The 21,027-nt window shown below is 36.4% G+C and carries 26 protein-coding genes; 1 reads left to right on the plus strand and 25 read right to left on the minus strand.

Features of this window, described 5'->3' with window-relative positions; translation table 11 throughout:
• Positions 1-28 precede the first annotated feature (28 nt).
• The 6 genes from BV906_RS00775 to BV906_RS00800 form a co-directional block, all read right to left on the minus strand.
• A complete protein-coding gene (locus tag BV906_RS00775) occupies positions 29-763 on the minus strand; it encodes a pseudouridine synthase (protein ID WP_087971572.1) in 735 nt (244 codons plus the stop codon).
• Positions 764-837: 74 nt separating this feature from the next.
• Complete coding sequence (locus BV906_RS00780) at positions 838-1,368, minus strand: spore maturation protein (protein WP_087971573.1); 531 nt, start codon at positions 1,366-1,368, stop codon at positions 838-840.
• A 2-nt stretch (positions 1,369-1,370) separates the two neighbouring features.
• Positions 1,371-1,955 (minus strand): nucleoside recognition domain-containing protein, encoded by a 585-nt coding sequence (locus tag BV906_RS00785; protein ID WP_087971574.1) that lies wholly within the window; start codon positions 1,953-1,955, stop codon positions 1,371-1,373.
• On the minus strand, positions 1,956-3,056 hold the full coding sequence (locus tag BV906_RS00790; protein ID WP_087971575.1) for a D-alanyl-D-alanine carboxypeptidase family protein: 1,101 nt from the start codon (positions 3,054-3,056) through the stop codon (positions 1,956-1,958). It abuts the gene before it with no gap.
• Positions 3,057-3,338: 282 nt separating this feature from the next.
• Entirely contained in the window at positions 3,339-3,935 is a 597-nt protein-coding gene (gene scpB, locus BV906_RS00795) for an SMC-Scp complex subunit ScpB (RefSeq protein WP_087971576.1), read from the minus strand.
• 2 nt (positions 3,936-3,937) lie between these two features.
• Complete coding sequence (locus BV906_RS00800) at positions 3,938-4,678, minus strand: segregation/condensation protein A (RefSeq protein ID WP_087971577.1); 741 nt, start codon at positions 4,676-4,678, stop codon at positions 3,938-3,940.
• Between the two features lie 145 nt (positions 4,679-4,823).
• On the opposite strand from BV906_RS00800, the gene BV906_RS00805 reads away from it, so the two are divergent.
• Positions 4,824-4,907, plus strand: coding sequence for a YjcZ family sporulation protein (locus tag BV906_RS00805; RefSeq protein ID WP_044476913.1), 84 nt, complete (start codon positions 4,824-4,826; stop codon positions 4,905-4,907).
• A gap of 82 nt (positions 4,908-4,989) precedes the next feature.
• Here the strand turns inward: BV906_RS00805 and BV906_RS00810 are convergent, their stop codons facing one another.
• The 19 genes from BV906_RS00810 to BV906_RS00900 form a co-directional block, all read right to left on the minus strand.
• A complete protein-coding gene (locus BV906_RS00810; RefSeq protein ID WP_087971578.1) occupies positions 4,990-5,376 on the minus strand; it encodes a GNAT family N-acetyltransferase in 387 nt (128 codons plus the stop codon).
• A 177-nt stretch (positions 5,377-5,553) separates the two neighbouring features.
• Positions 5,554-6,018, minus strand: coding sequence for a hypothetical protein (locus BV906_RS00815; RefSeq protein ID WP_087971579.1), 465 nt, complete (start codon positions 6,016-6,018; stop codon positions 5,554-5,556).
• A 33-nt stretch (positions 6,019-6,051) separates the two neighbouring features.
• Positions 6,052-6,489, minus strand: coding sequence for a peptidylprolyl isomerase (locus BV906_RS00820; protein ID WP_087971580.1), 438 nt, complete (start codon positions 6,487-6,489; stop codon positions 6,052-6,054).
• An 84-nt stretch (positions 6,490-6,573) separates the two neighbouring features.
• Complete coding sequence (gene lysA, locus BV906_RS00825) at positions 6,574-7,881, minus strand: diaminopimelate decarboxylase (RefSeq protein ID WP_087971581.1); 1,308 nt, start codon at positions 7,879-7,881, stop codon at positions 6,574-6,576.
• 96 nt (positions 7,882-7,977) lie between these two features.
• Positions 7,978-9,474 (minus strand): spore germination protein, encoded by a 1,497-nt coding sequence (locus BV906_RS00830; RefSeq protein WP_087971582.1) that lies wholly within the window; start codon positions 9,472-9,474, stop codon positions 7,978-7,980.
• Between the two features lie 5 nt (positions 9,475-9,479).
• Positions 9,480-9,908, minus strand: coding sequence for a stage V sporulation protein AB (locus BV906_RS00835; protein WP_087971583.1), 429 nt, complete (start codon positions 9,906-9,908; stop codon positions 9,480-9,482).
• Positions 9,886-10,503 (minus strand): stage V sporulation protein AA, encoded by a 618-nt coding sequence (locus tag BV906_RS00840; protein WP_087971584.1) that lies wholly within the window; start codon positions 10,501-10,503, stop codon positions 9,886-9,888. Before BV906_RS00840 ends, BV906_RS00835 begins: the two co-directional genes overlap by 23 nt.
• 174 nt (positions 10,504-10,677) lie before the next feature.
• Positions 10,678-11,436 (minus strand): RNA polymerase sporulation sigma factor SigF, encoded by a 759-nt coding sequence (sigF, locus tag BV906_RS00845; protein WP_087971585.1) that lies wholly within the window; start codon positions 11,434-11,436, stop codon positions 10,678-10,680.
• A 10-nt stretch (positions 11,437-11,446) separates the two neighbouring features.
• On the minus strand, positions 11,447-11,887 hold the full coding sequence (gene spoIIAB, locus BV906_RS00850; RefSeq protein ID WP_087971586.1) for an anti-sigma F factor: 441 nt from the start codon (positions 11,885-11,887) through the stop codon (positions 11,447-11,449).
• Positions 11,884-12,237, minus strand: a complete 354-nt coding sequence (gene spoIIAA, locus BV906_RS00855) for an anti-sigma F factor antagonist (protein WP_087971587.1) — start codon at positions 12,235-12,237, stop codon at positions 11,884-11,886. The genes spoIIAB and spoIIAA overlap by 4 nt, the downstream gene beginning before the upstream one ends.
• 193 nt (positions 12,238-12,430) lie before the next feature.
• Complete coding sequence (locus BV906_RS00860) at positions 12,431-13,612, minus strand: D-alanyl-D-alanine carboxypeptidase family protein (protein WP_087971588.1); 1,182 nt, start codon at positions 13,610-13,612, stop codon at positions 12,431-12,433.
• A 102-nt stretch (positions 13,613-13,714) separates the two neighbouring features.
• Positions 13,715-15,019 (minus strand): pyrimidine-nucleoside phosphorylase, encoded by a 1,305-nt coding sequence (locus BV906_RS00865; protein WP_087971589.1) that lies wholly within the window; start codon positions 15,017-15,019, stop codon positions 13,715-13,717.
• 21 nt (positions 15,020-15,040) lie between these two features.
• Positions 15,041-15,859: a purine-nucleoside phosphorylase gene (locus tag BV906_RS00870; protein ID WP_087972145.1), complete on the minus strand. Its 819-nt coding sequence runs from the start codon at positions 15,857-15,859 to the stop codon at positions 15,041-15,043.
• 16 nt (positions 15,860-15,875) lie between these two features.
• A complete protein-coding gene (deoB, locus tag BV906_RS00875) occupies positions 15,876-17,054 on the minus strand; it encodes a phosphopentomutase (RefSeq protein ID WP_087971590.1) in 1,179 nt (392 codons plus the stop codon).
• 94 nt (positions 17,055-17,148) lie between these two features.
• On the minus strand, positions 17,149-18,042 hold the full coding sequence (gene xerD, locus BV906_RS00880; protein ID WP_087971591.1) for a site-specific tyrosine recombinase XerD: 894 nt from the start codon (positions 18,040-18,042) through the stop codon (positions 17,149-17,151).
• A 60-nt stretch (positions 18,043-18,102) separates the two neighbouring features.
• The gene (locus tag BV906_RS00885) at positions 18,103-18,258 is read right to left on the minus strand and encodes a DUF4227 family protein (protein ID WP_087971592.1); all 156 of its coding nucleotides are present in this window, start codon (positions 18,256-18,258) and stop codon (positions 18,103-18,105) included.
• A gap of 199 nt (positions 18,259-18,457) precedes the next feature.
• The gene (fur, locus tag BV906_RS00890; RefSeq protein WP_087971593.1) at positions 18,458-18,916 is read right to left on the minus strand and encodes a ferric iron uptake transcriptional regulator; all 459 of its coding nucleotides are present in this window, start codon (positions 18,914-18,916) and stop codon (positions 18,458-18,460) included.
• A gap of 107 nt (positions 18,917-19,023) precedes the next feature.
• Positions 19,024-19,659, minus strand: coding sequence for a stage II sporulation protein M (gene spoIIM, locus BV906_RS00895; protein ID WP_087971594.1), 636 nt, complete (start codon positions 19,657-19,659; stop codon positions 19,024-19,026).
• A gap of 96 nt (positions 19,660-19,755) precedes the next feature.
• Positions 19,756-20,901 (minus strand): endonuclease Q family protein, encoded by a 1,146-nt coding sequence (locus tag BV906_RS00900; RefSeq protein WP_087972146.1) that lies wholly within the window; start codon positions 20,899-20,901, stop codon positions 19,756-19,758.
• Positions 20,902-21,027 lie beyond the last annotated feature (126 nt).

Below are 21,027 nucleotides of genomic sequence, written 5' to 3' on the forward strand. Positions count from 1 at the left end.
GTGCAAAGAATTAAATTTGTCTATTGTTTTACATTTTCACTGCGGCGTTTCTAATTTGCTTTATTTCTTTTGGTGTCAATGCACGATATTCACCAGGTTTAAGCCCATCTAATGTGAGGGTACTATATCTTTCTCTCTTTAATTTCATAACAGGATAGCCTAATTGTTCCATCATTCTTCGGACATGTCTATTTTTGCCTTCCTGTAAAGTCAATTCAATAATCATCGTATTTTTACTTTTATCGGTTGAAAGAATGTTATAATTCGTCACCTTAAGCAAGTCTTTTTCGGATTTCACGCCTTTTTTAAGCCGAGCAAGTTCTCTGTTATCCGGTATTCCTTTAATTTTAGCAACGTATATTTTTTCTATCCCGTGTTTCGGATGCATTAATAAGTTAGCGAAATCACCGTCATTTGTTAGAAGAATTATCCCGGAAGTATCATAATCCAGTCTTCCGATAGGAAACACTCTTTCGCTAACCCCTTCCATTAAATCAATAACAACTTTTCGGCCTTTATCATCCTTTAGGCTGGAAATGACTCCTCTTGGCTTGTACAGCATATAATATACAAACGCTTCTTTTTCCAATGGAATGCCATTAACTACTACATTGTCATCATCTGTGACCTTTGTTCCGAGCTCCGTTACAACTTGACCATTCACCTTCACATTTCCATCTATAATCAGCTGTTCCGCTTTTCTTCTTGACGTTACTCCACTTTGAGCAATCACTTTTTGAAGTCTTTCTCCACTAGTTGTCATTGTATCACCATACTTTACATATTATTTACTACATAATAATAGCGTTTATGTAGAATAAACGCTAATTTTATTGCTTATCCGAATACCATTTTAACAATAATAATAGACGAAAGTATAGCAATTAGGTCTGCCAAAAGCCCAACCTTTAGTGCATATCTCATTTTTTTAATCCCAACCGCTCCGAAATACACGGTTAAGACATATAATGTTGTATCCGTGCTCCCTTGCATTGTCGATGCCAACCTTCCAATAAAGGAGTCTGGCCCAAAGGTCGCAATTAATTCAGTTGTCATTCCTAATGCTGCCGTACCAGAAATGGGTCTTATTAACGCAAGTGGGATAATATCAGGTGGAATCCCAATTAAATGAAGGGCAGGTGAAATGAATTGTATGAAAGCTTCCATCGCCCCTGAGCTTCGTAGGATGTTTATAGCTACAATCATGCCAACTAAAAAGGGAAGTAAAGAAAATGCCATTTTGACACCTTCCTTTCCTCCCTCTACAAATAATTCATATGCAGGAACTTTTTTTACAAGAGCAAGCGATAAAACGATTAATATAAAACAAGGGATAATCCACGTACTTATAGTTGTAATCATACCCATAGCTATTTCCTCCACGTACTTTTATAATAGTAAAAACGATCAATAAAAATAGCACTTAACGTAGAAATACAAGTTGTCATTATCGTAGTGCCAACAATCTCCGTTGGTGATACTGAATGATATTGCATCCGAATGGCTATCACGGTTGTTGGCACAATAGTAAGACCAGATGTATTCAAAGCAAGAAACGTGATCATCGAGCGGGAGGCAGTATCTGTCCCACTTAATTGCTTCATTTGCTCCATTGCTTTAATACCGATTGGTGTAGCTGCATTACCTAACCCAAACAAATTAGCAGTAATATTAGATAATATATAACCAATAGCAGGATGATCTTTTGGAATCTCTGGGAAGAGCCTAACGACAATAGGTCGAAATAATTTTGTAAGAACTAATAATAATCCTGCATTCTCTGCAATTTTCATGATTCCTAACCAGAATACCAATATACTGATTAACCCAATGGAAAGTGTAACAGCTTCCCCTGCACTTTCGAATATTGCCTTGTTTACTTCTTCCATCTTCCCATTAAACATAGCGAATACAATTCCTATAATTGCCATACAGGCCCAGATAAGATTGATCATTTATTTCAATCCCAACGTCTTTAGAAATATGGATTCTATTTGTTTTACCAATGTAACCTCATCTTCTATTGATTGCTCCTTAAAAATTGCCGTTTCGAAAATTTGTTCATTATCTAAAAATACAGCGCTTGTACCAATTTTCTCATTAATTTCCAGATCTTTGTCTTTTAAAAGATAATTTTTAATAGAAAGTAATTTATGTTCTTCCACTGTTAAAGGGTACCAAATATGGTCGGATAAATATCCATTAACCGTTTCATTACTATCGTTTAATCTGTATTTAACCGATCCCTCTTCAGAAATTGATTCCATATTAAAATTATCAAAACCCCATTCAAACATAGAAATATGATCCCTCCAGTCATCAGGAGCATTCAATGTTACTGCAATTAGTGCCATACCATCCTTTTCTGCTGAACTTACCAATGTTCGTCCAGTTTGCTTTGTATAACCAGTCTTGCCACCTGTACAATACTCGTAAAATTGAGTGAGTAATTTATTTTTATTTTGCCAGCTGTATGATCTGCTATCAGATTTAAAAGTTTCTGTTGCCGTTATTTCTTGAAAAGCTTCATTTTTCATTGCATATTGCATTAAGCGTGCCATGTCATACGCACTGGAATAATGCGTCTCAGAGTCCAGACCATGCGGATTATCAAAATGAGTATTCGTCATACCTAGCCAACTTGCCTTCTCATTCATCAAAAATACAAAGCCTTCTTCACTCCCCCCAACATGCTCAGCAATCGCAACAGCTGCATCATTTCCCGATCGAAGCATTAGCCCATATACGAGATCCTCCAATTTCATCTTTTCTCCTTGTTCCAAATAAATGGATGATCCTTCCGTATAAATGGACTTTCTGGAAGCCTTTGCCATCTCATCCATTTTTCCCGATTCAATCGCAATGATTGCGGTCATGATTTTCGTAATACTTGCTATATTTGCCTGTTCATGGGAGTTTTTTTCGAATAATACCCTTCCTGTAGATTGTTCGATTAAGATGGCATTGCTCGCTGAGACTCCTGGTGATGCTTGTCCAATCAGAGGAAAACCGAGATTGATAATCAATAGTATTAGAAACAAAATTAAAAAGCGCATGTATGAAAGCCTCCTGGAAAAGATGTCTCTATATCTTATGCGTGGGACTTGCTGATATGAGTATTTTTCAAAAACTAAGACGTTCGCCCAAACCTTTAGGAGAACGTCTTAGTTTCACTTATCCTAGTAAAAAGTTGGGCTGCTTTTGCATAGATCGTTGTTATCCGTAGTTAAGATTAAAATGCGATCTAAAATAAACTTCGGCGACCGCTCCGGAAAAAATGCGAAGGTTGAAGAAGCATAAATGTAAAAAAAGATCCTTACAACTAATGTAAGGATCTTTTATTCATTCGGGTTACTATTCATTTCGTCATTGAATTTTTCAAAAAATAAATCAGCTTCATTTGTGTTCTCATCTATTTCAGTTGATGCTGGTAATGGTGGTAATTCTTCGAGTGATGTCAACCCAAAATAGGTCAGGAAATCTTTACTTGTTCCAAAAAGAATCGGTCTTCCAACGCTATCTTTCCGACCAGTTTCTTCTATTAATGATCTGGAAAGAAGAGTTTGAACAGGTCGATCACTCTTTACTCCTCTGATTTCTTCTATCTCCGTTCTTGTGATTGGCTGCTGATATGCAATAATTGCTAAAGTTTCCAATGCTGCCTGAGACATTTTATGTGCATGTGGCAGTTCAAGCAGTTTTTTAAAATAATTACTATGTTCCGGCTTGGTAGTTAAATGGAGAATACCTCGTGACTTCATAATCATCAGTCCACGATCTTTACGACCATAATCATGCTCAAGCTCTTTGAGAATATATTGTATGATAGAATCTGGGACATCCAGAATTCTGCATAATTGTTTCATTGAAATCCCTTCATCACCGCTGGCGAAAAGCAAACCCTCAGCAATGGCTTTTAATTCATCGTTTTCCACATCTATTCCTCCATACAGTATATATACAATGCATCGAAATGCTTCACTTGTTTACAGTATATTTCTTTGGATTTCATTAGCTCTAAAATTGCAATGAAAGTCACTACAATATGTGTTCGCGTAGGATAAGGAAATAACTGATCAAACGCTATTCCATTTTTTGATTTTCTTACCTTATGTAATATGTTCTGCATTCTTTTTTCGATAGGAATATCCTCTCTCTGTACTGTCGTATCATGTGGCTTATTCCATTTTTTTCGTTCAAACATTTTTCCAAGAGCCCCGAGCATATCATAAATGGATATATCCCCTTTGGTTATGGGGGCTTTCTCAAGGATTAACTCCTTAAAGATAACCGGTGGTCTTGTAAATAGTTGATTTGCTTCCATTTCCTTATCTTTAAATGACTCTGCTGCTTCTTTAAATTTTCGATATTCAATGAGGCGTTGCATAAGCTCTTCCCTTGGATCATCTATATATTCCTCGTCATCCTCTACCTCCATTTCCTGTTTTGGAAGAAGCATCTGACTCTTGATAGCAACCAGTGTGGATGCCATGACGAGGTATTCACTCGCAATATTCAGCTCTAAATATTGCATTGTATGTATGTAATCCATATATTGTTTGGTTATTTGAGCTACTGGTATGTCGTATATATCAATTTCATATTGATTGATCAAATGGAGCAATAAATCAAGCGGACCTTCAAATGCATCTATTTTAACTTGATATGCTTGATTCATTGATGTTCATCCTTTCTATAATTGCAAGTAAATAAAGTTTCGCATAAACGCCCATACAAATGAATACATCCTCACATAAGCTATAACGTAAGATAAATGTTACCATAAAACATTTATGGAATGAAGAAAAAGGAGGAAGTTTATTATGAGTAATAGTTATGGTGGAGGCTTTGCGTTAATTGTAGTATTGTTCATTCTTTTAATCATCGTTGGTGCTGCTTGGTTCTAAAATCAAACCCAAAAAATTATATAGCGCGACCTGAGCATCATCGAACAGGAAAACCAGCCCTTACAAGATAAGGGCTGGTTTTTTATTTATTATCAGCATCAGTGGTTGTATCTTCTACTTCTGTGCACTTATTATAAAAATCCTCGATTTCATCTGTTGTACTAACTGCATATTTATTCTGATAAAGACGTTTAACCTCATTAACCATTGTTCTGCCAATCCCTGTATTCCTGTGTGAAGGATTCACTGACACATGTTGGATAATAACATGTAGATCATCTTCTATCCTTAAGCCAATAGCTCCACGTACATCATCATCTTCTTTCCATAAGTGAAGATGCCAGTTATCGTTAGTTTCGTACTCTTTAATGGTTTGCTGCAATTTTTTTACGTCCTTTTTTTCATCTGGCATAAAAGACAGTAAACCCATTGCAATCTTTTCCAAGTTTTTTTTATAGCGAATTAACATAATTACCCCTCATTACTTAAACATTTGATTGGTCAAATAATCTATTTACGTAAAAACTGTCATGAGTCTGTAAGAAGTATATATCTATTTATTGCACTATTAAAGTCTTTTGTCAAATATACACCATTCGTTATATTATATTATAAGGTAACCTGGCAATTTCAAAAAACAATTATACTACTCACTATCATATCGATTATTTTTGATCAAGTGGAGGATCGTAAGTCCGTCTGTTTGCTTTCCGTTAATTTTAAAAGGAATAATATTCACAACAGCCATCCAAATGTTAAACCAATATAATAAATGCAGAAAAGTGCTTGGGTATAATTCATTTAAACAATAACTAACCCAAGCACTTACTGCATTAAAAATTGGACCAAGTATCGTAATCCAAACCATTTCAGAATTTTTGTATGGTTTAGCCCGATTACTCCATGTATTACCACCTAAAAAGTAAAATGCATAAAAGGTAAATTTAATCTGTTTAAAATTTAGAATGAGTTGTCTCTTTCCATAACCCATGGACAGTTGGATAGAATCTGCCTTTACAATGAATGACCCTGATACATGTCCAAGTTCATGTATCAGGGTAGTTAATGGCGCAATGATAAATAGTAGGTAGGCAATCAAGTAAATATCCATTTAGCTACCTTCTGAATCAGTCATGATAGATGATTATTCGGATACTACTTTAATTTCTTTCATTACATCGCCATTACTCATGGATTTGGCATGCTCAATTCCTGAAGTAACTTGTCCGAAAACGGTGTGCACACCATCAAGATGTGGCTGAGGCTCATGGACAACAAAAAATTGACTGCTGCCTGTGTCCTTTCCTGCATGTGCCATTGATAATGATCCTTCAGCATGTTTATGTGGGTTTCCTTCTGTTTCACATTTAATCGTATATCCAGCATTACCTGTTCCATTTCCTACAGGGCATCCACCTTGGCTGACAAACCCAGGAATCACCCGGTGAAACGTTAAACCATCATAGAAATTTTCATTTGCAAGTTTTTCAAAGTTAGCAACAGTATTTGGAGCTTCGTTTGGATAAAGTTCAAATTCAATCTTATTACCGTTTTCCATCAAGATATATCCTTTTTTAGACATATATGTACATCCCCTTGTTTATTTATTTAAGGCATCATTATTTTAACATTAATTATTCGTATTTGAAAGAATGTAGGTGTCATTCTATTCATAGGACAAGTCATTTTTTACAACATCCTCGAAAGTTTCCCTTTCAACCACTAACTTATCAACCCCATTTTCCACAAAAACAACTGCGGCATTTGGTAAACGATTATAATGGCTCGCCATCGAATAACTATATGCGCCGGTAGAAAACACCGCAAGGACATCACCATGATTAATTTCTGGAACTGGTAAATTCCATATAAGCATGTCACCTGATTCACAGGCTTTACCAGCTATTGACACTTCACTCGTCACTTCTGCTTCTGGTTGATTCGCAATGACAGCTTCGTACTTCGCCTGGTATAACGCAGGTCTTATATTATCTGTCATTCCCCCGTCAACAGATACATAATCTCTTACTCCCGGAATTTTTTTAATGGCACCTATCGTATAGAGAGTAATTCCAGCATTTCCAACGATCGATCTTCCTGGCTCTATCCAAATTTCCGGCATTGGAATTTGTAATTCTTCTGCATGTTTTTTTACTGCTTCGACACTTACCTTTACATATTCACTATGTGGCAAGGGTTCATCATCTTTCGTGTAGCGAATTCCAAAACCTCCACCTAAATTAAGTACTTCTGGGGCGAAATTATATTCAGAATACCAGCTGGCAAGTTCATTAAATAAAATATCAACTGCTACGCGGAAGCCCTCTGTTTCGAAAATTTGCGATCCGATATGGCAATGGAGCCCTTTAAGATTGATGGAAGGATGTTGATTAAGCAGTTTAAATGCTTCTTTAGCTTGCCCATTTTGCAGATTGAAGCCAAATTTAGAATCTTCATTTCCAGTCATAATATATTGATGTGTTTTCAGTTCAATTCCTGGTGTTACCCGTAACAGAACATCGATTTTTTTATTTTGTCTATCTAACTCTTTTTCAATTAATGTAATATCGAGAAGATTGTCAATAACAATACATCCAATATCGTTCTCAATTGCCATCGCAATTTCACTCGGACTTTTGTTATTTCCATGCATGTGAATTCGCTCCGTTGGAAAGTTTGCTTGTAATGCAGTATATAATTCCCCCTCTGAGACGACATCCAGACAGAGACTTTCCTGTTTTGCTACTTGAAGCATTGCAATAGAGGAAAATGCTTTACTTGCATATGCCACCTTTGCATTAACATTCAATTCTTTAAAGGTATCTACAAAAGCCCTTGCATTTTGGCGGATAATGGAAACGTCATAGACATACAATGGTGTACCATATTTCTCAGCAAGTTCTACCGTGTCCAATCCACCTATTTCAAGATGGCCGTTCCTATTGATTTGAAATGGGTGATTGTCTATTATCATATTCTGTTCCTCCACAATGTTGTTTGAAATAGTTTGAAATAATAAAAACACTTTACCATAATAAAGTTAAAAACAAAAGAGCTAACCACCGTCAGCTCATTTTGTTGGTTGTCTATAATTGTTTCGAGGGTGAACAATGCTTGGTCTGGTGTTTGTGTAAGGAACAGGAATTCTAAAGATAATATGAAGCATTGCTTTCGCATTAAAAGGTAAAAACGGCCATAGATACGGTGTTTTCAGTGATTTAAGTTGAACTAGAAATAAAATGGTTACGACGATTCCGATGACGAAACCAGTAAACCCAAATAGACCGACAAAAAGGACAAAAAGGATATTCATTAATTTATTGGCCACACTCAGTTCATAGCTTGGGGTTACATATGAACCTATTGCACTTACTGATACATAGAGAATAACCTCAGGTGAGAATAAGCCAACATCAATTGCTATTTGTCCGATCAATACTGCTGCAATTAATCCCATAGCGGTGGATAGTGGAGTTGGTGTATGGATTGCGGCCATTCTTAAAAATTCCACCCCGAATATCGCGAGAATTATTTGCAATGCTATTGGTACATTCCCTTCTTCATTGGGTCCGATAAAACTTAGCTCTTTCGGAAGTAACGTTGGATCCATTGTAAATAAAAGCCAAAGTGGCAATAAGAACATAGATGCAAATACAGCCATATATCGAATAAAGCGAATAAATGTCCCAATGGATGGTGCCTGCCTATATTCTTCAGCATGCTGAAGATGATGGAAAAAAGTAGTTGGAAGAATAATGGCACTCGGAGATGTATCTACGAAAATTAACACATGCCCTTCCAGTAAATGACTTGCCGCAACATCAGGTCTCTCCGTATAACGCACCTTTGGATAAATATTCCACTTTCGTTTGATTAAGAATTCCTCGATTGTTTTTTCTGCCATTGTAATTCCATCTATTTCAATCGATTCTATATGATTCTTAATCAAATCAACGAGGTCATCATCAGCTATATCCTGTAAATAACTAACACAAACGTCCGTCTTAGAACGTTCTCCTACTTTCAACATTTCATTACGTAATCTTTCATCCCGTAATCTTCTACGTGTGAGTGCAGTATTTTCAATAATATTCTCAGTGAATCCGTCCCTTGACCCTCGAATGACTTTTTCTGTATCCGGTTCCTCTGGACTTCTCCCAGGATAACTTCTTACATCAATTATTTGTGCATATTTCTCTCCATTTATAAAAACTCCAATTAAACCGGAAAGTATCTCATCTGCTGCTTCATCCATTGTCTTTACCGATTTGACCTGCTGATGGACTAATCGATTTTCGATTATTTCGGGAAGTTTTCGTTTATTTGTCTCTACATCATTTATTTCAACAAGTTTTTTCAGCAATTCTTGAATGATTAAAGAGTCACAAAGTCCAGTAACATAATAAACCTGTACCTTTTGCTTTAGAATAATTAACTCACGGAAGCCTACATCAAATGAACTTCCCATGCCAAGTCTTTCTTCCATATATGCTTGATTATCCTGAATATTAGCAGAAATGATGTGCTTATCTTTTGTGTTTGTCAAATTCAAACTCCTTTCTGTCATTGTTCTTACCTTACAAAGTAAGTCCACTGGAACAATGATCCGAAGATTTTACCGAATACAATCGCCATTAATAAAAATAATAAATAATTTTCGACGCGAATTCTTCTAGATAAAATTGGAAATACATGCAGTACTTCAGTTAAGGCAGCTGCCAGCATCCCATTGAATATTCCATGAAATATCCCCCAAATCGCTAATGCGAAAACAGGCTGCTGTAATGTGACATCGGCAAAAGAAAAGTAAGTTCCCATTATAAGCCCTAGAATGACACTCGCACTGTATACTTTTATAAGTGATTCCATCTTACTTAATTGAATCAGTCTTGGAATAATTCCCAACACCGTAATAAATGCAACAAACCCAGCACCAACAGCAAGACCTCCACTAAACCCGATAAAAATTTGAAGAAGATTAATCAGAAGAGTTTGGATCATTTAGCTTGTTTTCGTGGTGATTCAAGTAATGATTTAGATCCTGCTGGTAGTTATATATTTCGACTTCTAAAGGGCTGGGTTCTTCATTGAATCTTTTATTGAACCAATGGTTAAAAAACAGCAATGTTCCGATTCCTAAACCAAAGGAGTATGGTATTTGGATCCATAGTGGGAATTCATTTTCCTGACCGGTTAGTATAAAATGAAGTTTTTGTTGTACTTCCTGCATGCTGACATCATAATGAAAGTTCATAATGGTCATACCCGTTCCAATGAACAGTAACATCCATATAAAAGCTGCGAACCATATGTTACCAGCCTTTTTTTTCTCTATAATCTGGATGATGGTTTGTTCTGCACCCAATAGTTGAATCTCGACATTGGGGTTTAATGCAGTTAAATGATCAATAATCAAGAAACTGTCAATGATTACAATATTTTTATCCTTTTTTGTAATCCGATAAAGGGCCATATCCATAAATTGCTTTTTATACTTTGATGCAGCAGAAAGATAAGCAATATCTTTAAGGTATACGGTTCTTCGTGTATGGAGTTCAATCCTTTTTTTCATGCGAAGATAAATAATCTCTGCCAATGGAAAAACTTCCTTTATAATCATAATGTAAAGTTAGTATTTGTCAGAATGCGGAAATTTATCAATAAAAGCAAAAAAACCACCACAATTGTGATGGTTCGTTTTTAATGGCAGATAGGTAAATATAAGATTTTCCTTACCTGCGTAGCATAAAGATAAATTTAGTTGCAGAAACTAACTTGAATCCATATTTTTCTTCATATCTTCCAATATTTTCTTTTCGAGACGGGAAACTTGTACTTGTGATATTCCAAGTCTTTCTGCTACCTCTGTCTGTGTTTGGTCTTTATAATACCGTAAGTAAACAATCAGTCTCTCTCTTTCGCTCAAACTTCTAATTGCATCTTGTAACGTCAACTTATCAAACCATTTTGAATCCTGATCAGCGATCTGATCCAGCAATGTTATTGGGTCTCCATCGTTTTCAAAAACCGTCTCATGTATGGATTGCGGAGACTTTGCAGCCTCTTGAGCATGGACGACATCTTCAGGCGATATTTCCAGTGCATCAGCTAATTCTGTAACTGTCGGTGACCTCCCGTATTCTTTTGTGAGTTCATCCCTTTTTCTTCGCACTTTATTACCTGTTTCTTTCAACGATCGACTAACTTTCACACTTCCATCATCCCTGATAAAACGCTGGATCTCCCCGATAATCATTGGTACAGCATAGGTGGAGAAACGCACATCGTAGGACAGGTCAAATTTATCAATGGATTTAATTAAACCAATACTTCCAATCTGAAATAAGTCATCCGGGTCATATCCACGGTTTATAAATCGCTGGACAACAGACCAAACAAGTCGAATATTCTTTTCAACTAAAATATCTCTTGCTTCTTTATCACCATGCTGACTTTTATATATATAATCCTTTACTTGTTCATCCGACAACTGTTCCTTCTGACGAGTTTTTTTAACGTTTACTTTCATGGCCGCATCCTCAGTTGTAAACTGTTTTCGTTTTTGAAAGCTGTTTTGTCATATAAACAGTTGTCCCTTGATCGAGGGATGAAATGACTTCAACAGAATCCATGAAATTTTCAATAATGGTAAATCCCATTCCTGATCTTTCCATTTCAGGTTTGGATGTGTATAAAGGTTCCCTAGCTTCAGAGATATCGCTTATTCCAATACCATTATCTTTGATGGTTAATTCAATTTCATCATCTTGCAGGATGCAGGTTATGAAAATTTTATGATTAGATTCATTGTTGTAGCCATGTATAATAGCATTCGTAACTGCTTCTGATACTACGGTTTTTATTTCCGTTAGTTCATCCATCGTCGGGTCTAGCTGGGTGATAAAAGCTGCTACTGTAACCCTGGCAAAAGCTTCATTTTCACTAACACTGGAAAATTCCAGAGACATTTCATTCTTCATGAAGCCACCCCCAATGTCGCTAAGGCATATTCCTCATTTTCTTCTAGTCTTACTATTTTAAATAGACCAGACATTTCAAATAATCGTTTAACTGGTGGGGAGATAGAACAAACAACCATCTCCCCACCTAATTGAATGACTTCTTTATACCTTCCCAGTACGACACCAAGACCCGAACTGTCCATAAATGATACATCTTCTAAATTTAAAATAATATGTTTTACGGGATTGGAATAAAGCATATCTTTCCACTTATCCCGTAGTACCTCTGCTTCATGGTGGTCTAACTCACCGGAAAGTCTTACGATTAAGACATCCCCTTTTACATCAAACATTGCATGTAGTCCCATGTTTTTTCCTCCCCTATAAGAACTGTCTTTAAGTACATGTTCAGGAAGCAGCCAAACTGAGTTATAGTTATATCCCGGACCCAAATCTTTGGTGCCTTCTTGAACAACTTCTTAATAATTCTATTTCTTCATCTGGAGGTCAAAATCCTGCTACCTGACAAAAGAAGTGGCCATTCGTGTAAAATAGAAGCATTTATCGTGTTTTCGCCATTTCTTGCAACGTTCTTTTTAATAAAGTAAAATAGGATGCTTTTTCAACATCTTCTTCAACAGTAAGTGGCACTTCAGACAGTATGTTCTCTCCATCTCTCACATAAAGTATTCCGACTTGTTCGCCTTTTTGAACTGGAAGATCCCAAGTCTCATCTAGAACAATCTCGGTACGGATATCCTTTTCGTTTTCGCCTTTTTTATGGAGTGTACTTACAGAATGGTCAGATACAATGTCAATGCTCCGATTCTTAGATTTTAAAAGTTTTACCTCGGTAATCTTTTCATGTTTATCGAATAACTTATCGGTTGCAAAGTTATTAAATGCATAGTCAAGTAAACCGGATACCATTGAATTTCTTTCCTTCGGGGATTCTGCTCCCATAACCACTGCGATAACACGCATATCATTTCTTTCAGCCGTTGCGGTTAGACAATATTTTGCTTCATTGGTATAACCTGTTTTTAAGCCATCAACATCTGGATAAAAACGGACAAGTTTATTCGTGTTCACTAGCCAAAATTCATTATCTTGCCCTTTTCTTAAATAATCTTCATAAACAGAAGTATATTCCGTTATTGTTTCATACTTTAGTAATTCATTTGCAATAATAGCCATATCATAGGCTGTACTATAATGATCTTCAGCGGGTAGGCCCGTTGTATTTTGAAACTTAGTATTTTCCAGGTTTAATTCCTTAACTTTTTTATTCATTTCATCGACAAAGGACTCTTCACTGCCGGAAATTTTTTCTGCAAGGACAACACTTGCGTCATTGCCAGAAGCAATTGCAATACCTTTGAGGAGATCATTTACTGACATTTCCTCCCCGGCCTCGAGAAATATTTGCGATCCACCCATAGAAGCAGCGCGCTCACTTACTACTACCATCTCATCCTTGCTTAATTTACCTTCCTCCAGTGCTTCCATGATCAGAAGTAAGGTCATAATCTTCGTCATACTAGCTGGTGGAAGCTTCTCCTGCTCATTTTTGTTAAAAAGGATTTCACCGGTATCTTGTTCAAGTAAAATAGCAGATTTCGCATTTTCGGCTAGATTTAATGGATTATTTTCAGCATCGCTTTTTTCTTCTGCAAACACGGAAAATGGCGCAGTAGTAGTAATTAGAACCATTAATGTAAGGATTGTTATAAACTTTTTCATCGTTTTACCTCCAGCAATCAATATAGTTTAAGGATTGCCGGATATTGCCATTTTAATACACTAATAGAGAAAAAAGCACACGTATGTGTGCTTAAGATATGATTATTCTGTTATTGTATCGTATATCAGAGATGGTTCTTTCACATCAGCATTTTTAATAGTAATACTTTGGTGTAATTTTTTGATAACATCTTCCACCGACTCCCGGTTGGAATATATGGTTAGTAAGGATTCACCTTCTGTTACAGAATCACCAACCTTTTTATGGAGGACAATTCCTACACTTAAATCTATTTTAGATTCTTTAGTAGCTCTCCCTGCACCAAGCATCATTGCTGCAGTACCAATTTCGTTGGCCACTAACTCGGCAACAGTTCCGGAAGTTTTTGCTGGTAATTCAATTTTGTAGGAAGCTTGTGGCAGTAGTTCCGGGTTGTCTGCAACACTGGCATCTCCTCCCTGGGAGATTAGAAATTCTTTAAATTTATCAAAGGCCTTCCCATTTTTTAAATTTTTCTGTAGTATTTCTCTTGCATCCTTAATATTTTCAGCTTTTCCTGCGACGACAACCATTTGGCTCCCCAAGGTAAGGCAAAGTTCTGTCAAGTCTTCTGGACCATTACCTTTTAATGTGTCAATTGCTTCTTTAACCTCAAGTGCATTACCGATTGCAAAACCTAATGGTTGGCTCATATCTGAGATAACTGCCATTGTATTCCTTCCTACCTGATTTCCAATTGAAACCATTGCATGGGCAAGCGATTTTGCATCCTCAAGATTTTTCATAAATGCACCAGTTCCGGTTTTAACATCAAGCACAATCCCATCTGCACCAGAAGCGATTTTTTTACTCATAATAGAGCTGGCAATAAGTGGAATAGAGTTAACTGTAGCTGTTACATCTCTTAAACTGTACAATTTTTTGTCAGCTGGAGTTAAATTACCTGATTGTCCAATGACCGCAACCTTGTTTTTGTTTACAAGATTGATAAATTCATCATTCGATATTTCTACATGAAACCCTGGAACAGATTCCAATTTATCAATCGTACCACCTGTATGGCCAAGTCCTCTGCCACTCATTTTCGCTAATGGTACATCAGCGGATGCAACAAGTGGTGCCAGAATTAATGTAGTTGTATCACCAACACCACCTGTCGAATGCTTGTCCACTTTAATCCCTTCGATCGCTGACAAGTCAATTTGATCTCCAGATTCAACCATTGCCATCGTCAAATTGGCACGTTCTGCTGCTGTCATATCTTGGAAGTATATTGCCATAAGTAGTGCGCTGATTTGATAATCAGGTATATTATTGTTCGTATAACCATCAATAAAGAAGTTAATTTCTTCCTTTGTTAATTCTTTACCATTTCTTTTTTTTTCGATAATGTCATACATTCTCATTTAGATCACCTTTTTTAATTATTATGGTAGCGTACTAATTATCTTTTTAACAAACTTTAGGAAGTTTTCCCTTACTTTTTCCGTTGTTTCGATTACTTCGTGATGTGTAAGGGGCTGATCTAATATCCCAGCAGCCATATTTGAAATACAGGATATTCCTAAAACACGGATCCCTGCATGTCTACTTACAATCACTTCTGGAACAGTTGACATACCCACAGCATCACCACCAATAATCTTTAGCATTCTTACCTCTGCAGGGGTTTCGTAGGCAGGACCTGTATTCCCTACATACACGCCTTTTTGGACTGAAATGCCAATTTCATTTGCACATGTCTCTGCATGTTTGATATATTCCCTGTCATAGCCCTGGGACATGTCTGGAAAGCGCGCTCCCAATTCATCGTCATTCTTACCAATCAACGGGTTGTTTCCCATATTATTAATATGGTCGGTTATCAACATAAGATCTCCAGGTTGGAAACTTTCATTAATGCCACCCGCTGCATTTGTAACAATAATGGATTTGATGCCAAGATCTTTCATGACGCGGATTGGAAAAGTAACCTGCTCCATTGAATACCCTTCATAATAATGAAAGCGACCCTGCATCGCAATAACTTGTTTTCCTTCCAGTATTCCAACTACAAGCTGACCTTTATGACCAGATACTGTTGATTCGGGGAAATGCGGGATGTCTGTATATGGAATAATAACTGGATTCTCAATTTCCTCCCCTAGAACACCTAATCCGGAGCCGAGGATTAGCCCAATTAATGGTGTTTCTTTTAATTGCTCCTTTATATAGCCACTTGCATCAGAAATTTTTTTTTGATTCATCATTACATAGTCCCCTTTATTTAATATCTTTAAAAAAACTATTACCGTAGTCCGGTAATGAAATATTGAAATTTTCAGCAATTGTTGCCCCAATATCGGCAAATGTCTCTCTAATAGGAATATCTCCACCTTCTGTTATATTGCTATGATGGATGATCAATGGTACATATTCTCTGGTATGGTCGGTACCGTGGTGTACAGGATCATTTCCATGATCAGCAGTAATCATCAACAGATCGTCTTCTCGCAGTTTCTGTAATACTTCAGGAAGTCTAGCGTCGAACTCCTGTAATGCTTTGCCATATCCTTCCGGGTCTCTGCGATGGCCGAACTTCGCATCAAAATCAACGAGGTTAAGAAAACTGATTCCAGTAAAATCCTGATCCATTGACTCTACCAGTTTCGTCATGCCATCCTCGTTATCAGTTGTGCGCATTGCTTCTGTAACTCCTTCACCATCATAAATGTCAGAAATTTTACCGATAGCAATTACATCATAATTATTATCCTCTAGCCCATTCATAACTGTTTTACCGAATGGCTTTAATGCATAGTCATGACGATTTGAGGTACGCTCGAACGCACCCGGTTTGCCAATGAATGGACGTGCAATTACACGACCAACCATATATTTCTCGTCCAATGTCAGTTCTCTCGCAATTTCACATATTTTATATTGTTCTTCTATGGGCACAATTTCTTCATGTGCAGCAATTTGCAGAACGGAGTCTGCAGATGTGTACACAATTAATGCACCAGTTTTCATATGCTCTTCCCCAAGTTCAACCAATATTTCAGTTCCAGATGCTGGTTTATTTCCAATAATTTTTCTTCCTGTTCTGTCTTCCAGTTCCTTCAATAATTCAGCTGGAAATCCATCTGGAAATGTACGGAATGGTTGGCTAATATGAAGTCCCATAATTTCCCAGTGGCCTGTCATCGTATCCTTTCCATTTGATGCTTCTTGCATTTTTGTATAATAAGATTTCGGATTTTCCACTTTATCGATGCCTTTAATTTCTCTAATATTACTTAAACCAAGTTCTGCCATGTTCGGCATTTTCAGACCATTCATATGTTCAGCAATATGTCCAAGTGTATCTGAACCAAGATCATTAAATTTAGCAGCATCAGGTGCTTCACCAATTCCAACTGAATCCATTACAATTAAGAATACGCGTTTAAAATTTCCCATTTCTATCAGACCTCCTGTATGTATATTCCCGCATCCCATCATATATATGTCTTTAATTTATGATGTAGGATGTCAGACAACCAAACGTAAAATATTAAGCTCTCGGATGATAGGCTTTGTACATATCTTTCAGTCTCGACTTGGTAACATGTAAGTATATTTGTGTTGTTGAGATATCTGCATGTCCAAGCATTTCTTGAACAACTCTAAGATCTGCCCCATTCTCAAGTAAATGTGTTGCAAATGAGTGTCTGAGTGTATGTGGACTGATTGTTTTATTTATTCCCGCATCCCTTACAAGTGTTTTAAGTATCTTCCAAAAACCTTGTCTTGTTAATGGTCTTCCGTGCTGATTGACAAATAAAGCTGTTTCTTGTTTATTTTTTTTAATTAACAGCTGTCTGGAAGTATCCAAATAAATTTCCATTGCACTTTTGGCTACATCACCTAACGGAACAATTCTTTCCTTTGATCCCTTTCCAAAGCATTGGACAAAACCCATTGTCAGATGGAGGTCACTGACCTTCAGTGTGATCAACTCTGTGACACGCAGACCCGTAGCGTATAATAGTTCCAGCATCGCTTTATTACGGATGGAAAGTGTTGTATTCCCTCGTATATCAAGTAACTTTTCTACTTCCTCTTGCGATAATATATCAGGAAGCTTTCTTTCCTTTTTAGGTTTTTCAATATGTAAGCTTGCATCGTGAGTTACGATTTGTTCACGAATCAAGAATTGATGAAAAGTTCGAATCGCTGAAATATGTCTTGATAGGGTAGCTGTGGATTTACCTTCATCTTTTAATATAAAAAGAAAGCCCATGATGTTATTCCGTGTAACTGTTTCCCAAGTTTCTTTCTGGGCCCTCTTCTCCAGATACTCCAGATAATGCTTTAAGTCACGACCATATGATTTCAATGTATTGTCCGATAATCCCCGCTCGATTTGTAGAAAGTGAAAGAAATCCTCAACCTGATTTTTAAGCATAGCATCTACTCTCCCAGCTGAAAAATATAGTACCTGTTCTAACCTCAATATTCCCTTTTGTTATTGAAAAACCTTTATCGCGGGTCCTTCTGGAGGATCGAAACGATGGATTTGTTCATACTCATTGTGCAATAGTTGTAATCCATAATAAAATAAGAAAGTGCATAGAGTAAATAATATAAAAACCTTTATTGTATCCCAAATTAATTTTCTCATCAGCTAATCTCCTTAAAATTAGTATTCTAATTTTAAGGTATGCTTCAGTAGAATCACATTATACTATTCAAATGTAACCTTTTTCACGTTTTTTGTAAATTAGTATCTAAAGTATATTCGATGGGCAATGGGTATTCTATAAAGCTTCTCCTAAACGTATAAAAGCCTTTCTCCGTTTGGAAAAAGGCCTTTTGCTATTTTACTGAGTAGCTTTAACGGTTGCTTCCTGGCACTGTTTACAGATTCCATGAAAGGTTAATCGATGGTCTTTCACTTCGAAACCCCAGTCATTTTGCACAATTTTTTCTACATCTTCCAATAAATCATTAACAATCTCTTCAACGGAGCCACATTCAATACATACAAGATGGTGATGAAAATGTTTGGCACCTTCCTTGCGCAGATCATAGCGAGAGACACCGTCACCAAAATTAATTTTATCAACTATTTTTAATTCGGAAAGCAACTCCAATGTCCGATAAACGGTTGCCAAACCAATTTCAGGAGATTTTTCTTTTACAAGCAGGTAAACATCTTCTGCACTTAGATGGTCTTCTTCTCTTTCCAATAAGACACGAACTGTCGCCTCTCTCTGAGGAGTAAGCTTATAGCTTTGTGCACGTAACTGCTTTTTTATTTGTTCTATTCGGTGTTCCATCGCAGGTCGCCTCCCTCATATCCCATCTTTATTATAGGCATCATTTACCTTCATGTCAAAATATATTATCACCTTTAAATTATAATAATTATTAACATGTAATTATTTTAATAAAATGATTTAATGAGTTGCTCCATAGCTTTGTTGGCAATATATGCTTCCATAAAGGCAGCAATTAATGAGAATACCAATAGTAAGATAAAAATAATACAATATCGTAAAAACGGCTGAAGTATTTGTTGATTATTTCGACGGGAAAAAAGTTTATTAAGCAAGCCTAGTGAAAAAATCATTGACAATGTACCTGCGGCAATATAAACAGGAATAATAATTATATTTTGTGGCGCTATGGATAAGGATGATAGCAAAAGACCTTTTAGTCCAAGTTGATTCACAATAAAACCAACTGAAAAGCCAACAACCATTCCCTTTACAAATAAAAGTACCCAAACCAATGGAAGTCCAATCACAGATAATCCCAATACGAATATTAAAATTAAGTACTTAGCATGATATACAAAGCTTTGCCAAAAGATATCCTTTTTTTCTATGGTTACTCCTTCAGTAATTTGAACAAAAAAACGTTCCAGATAAAAAAACAAGTCCTGTTTCTGGATGAAATCCATACTATTAACTATCACTGCACCAAAAATTATCCCGGTTAAAAATAAAATAATCATGAATAGATAAATCGTTGAATGATTTTTAATATGTTCCCACACCAGAAAACTGTTTTTATACATAGGAATCCTCCCTACAAACATTAGTCTATAATTAAAACTATGAGGATTCCTTATCAAAAATACCTATGAATATAATTTAATAGACAATCGGGTAAATCAGGGAGACTCTACACTCCCGTACTTGCCTCCACCACCAGCTTTTATCTTTAGTTTACCTTGACGCATTTGGATAATAGAGTGTGCTAGTTTTTCGGGGACCACTTCTATTAATTCTTCTATTGGTGCCTTATGAATGACATTCATCTCTGTTCCAAACCGTTGCAATAGCTTCTCAAATGTTTTTGGCCCGAGGCTTGGAAGATACTCCAATGGAACTTGATACAGATATGGTGGTCGATTTAATTCATTCTTCTCCGAACTTTTTAACTCCCCTATACGATCGAAAACACCTTTAATAATTTTATGGGAACCGCAATTCGGACATTCGTTCATTTCCACAGAAACAGATGTCAGACATTTATTGCAAACGGTATTGTGATATTTCCCCAGTAGTGGATTCATACCAAAATTACGCAATATCCTTCTATTATCCACTTGATGTAAAGCTAAGTTAAACTCCTTGAATGATGGTTCTTCCATGGCAATCTCCTGATATTCTCTTCCTATTTTGGCCAGGGAATGTGCATCAGAATTCGTTACAAATGTAAAGTCATGTAATTCCCTAATTTGATCTGCCATTGCTGTATCAGAGCTTAATCCAAGTTCGACGCCATCTATCAAGTCCCGATCAAAAACCTCATTTAAGGATCGTATGACACCTTTGCCATATAGACTTTTAAAAGGTGTGAATACATGGGCGGGAATAAATATCCCACTCAGCTCTTTTACTTTATACTGAAGCTCTCTAGCTGTTCCATAGTACCGTTGGGAGCTTAAGGTGATGTTTTTCATCCTGTTTACTAACCATTCGGAAAACAGCTCAATTTGTGAGAGTTTCGGGAAGTAACAAAGCACATGTATAGGACCTTTACAGTTTTCATCATAAATTTCTATTTCTGATCCCAATAGCAAGGTAACTTTTTCAAAACGGATGCCACCATCATCTAATTCAGATGCAGAACCCTGTTCGATTAATTGTTTTATTTCCTGCTGTACTGCGGGGGCATGACAGTCAATGACGCCAATTAAATCAATCCCTTTATTTCGACTGGATTCGATCAGTATATTCGTTAATGTAAGTTTATTTGATCCTGTAATTTTAACAGGTTTACCATAAACATCCCTGCCAACATGGATGTGCATATCAGCAAAATAGGTTTTACAATTTGATAAACTTATATTATTTTCTATAAATCCTGTCTTTTCAAGGTTTATCGCTTTCTTATTCAATATCGATCACCTCAATTTATATGTTCATTTATATTTTTA

It is taken from the genome of Oceanobacillus rekensis, assembly GCF_002153375.1.
Taxonomy (GTDB): Bacteria; Bacillota; Bacilli; order Bacillales; family Amphibacillaceae; genus Oceanobacillus; species Oceanobacillus rekensis.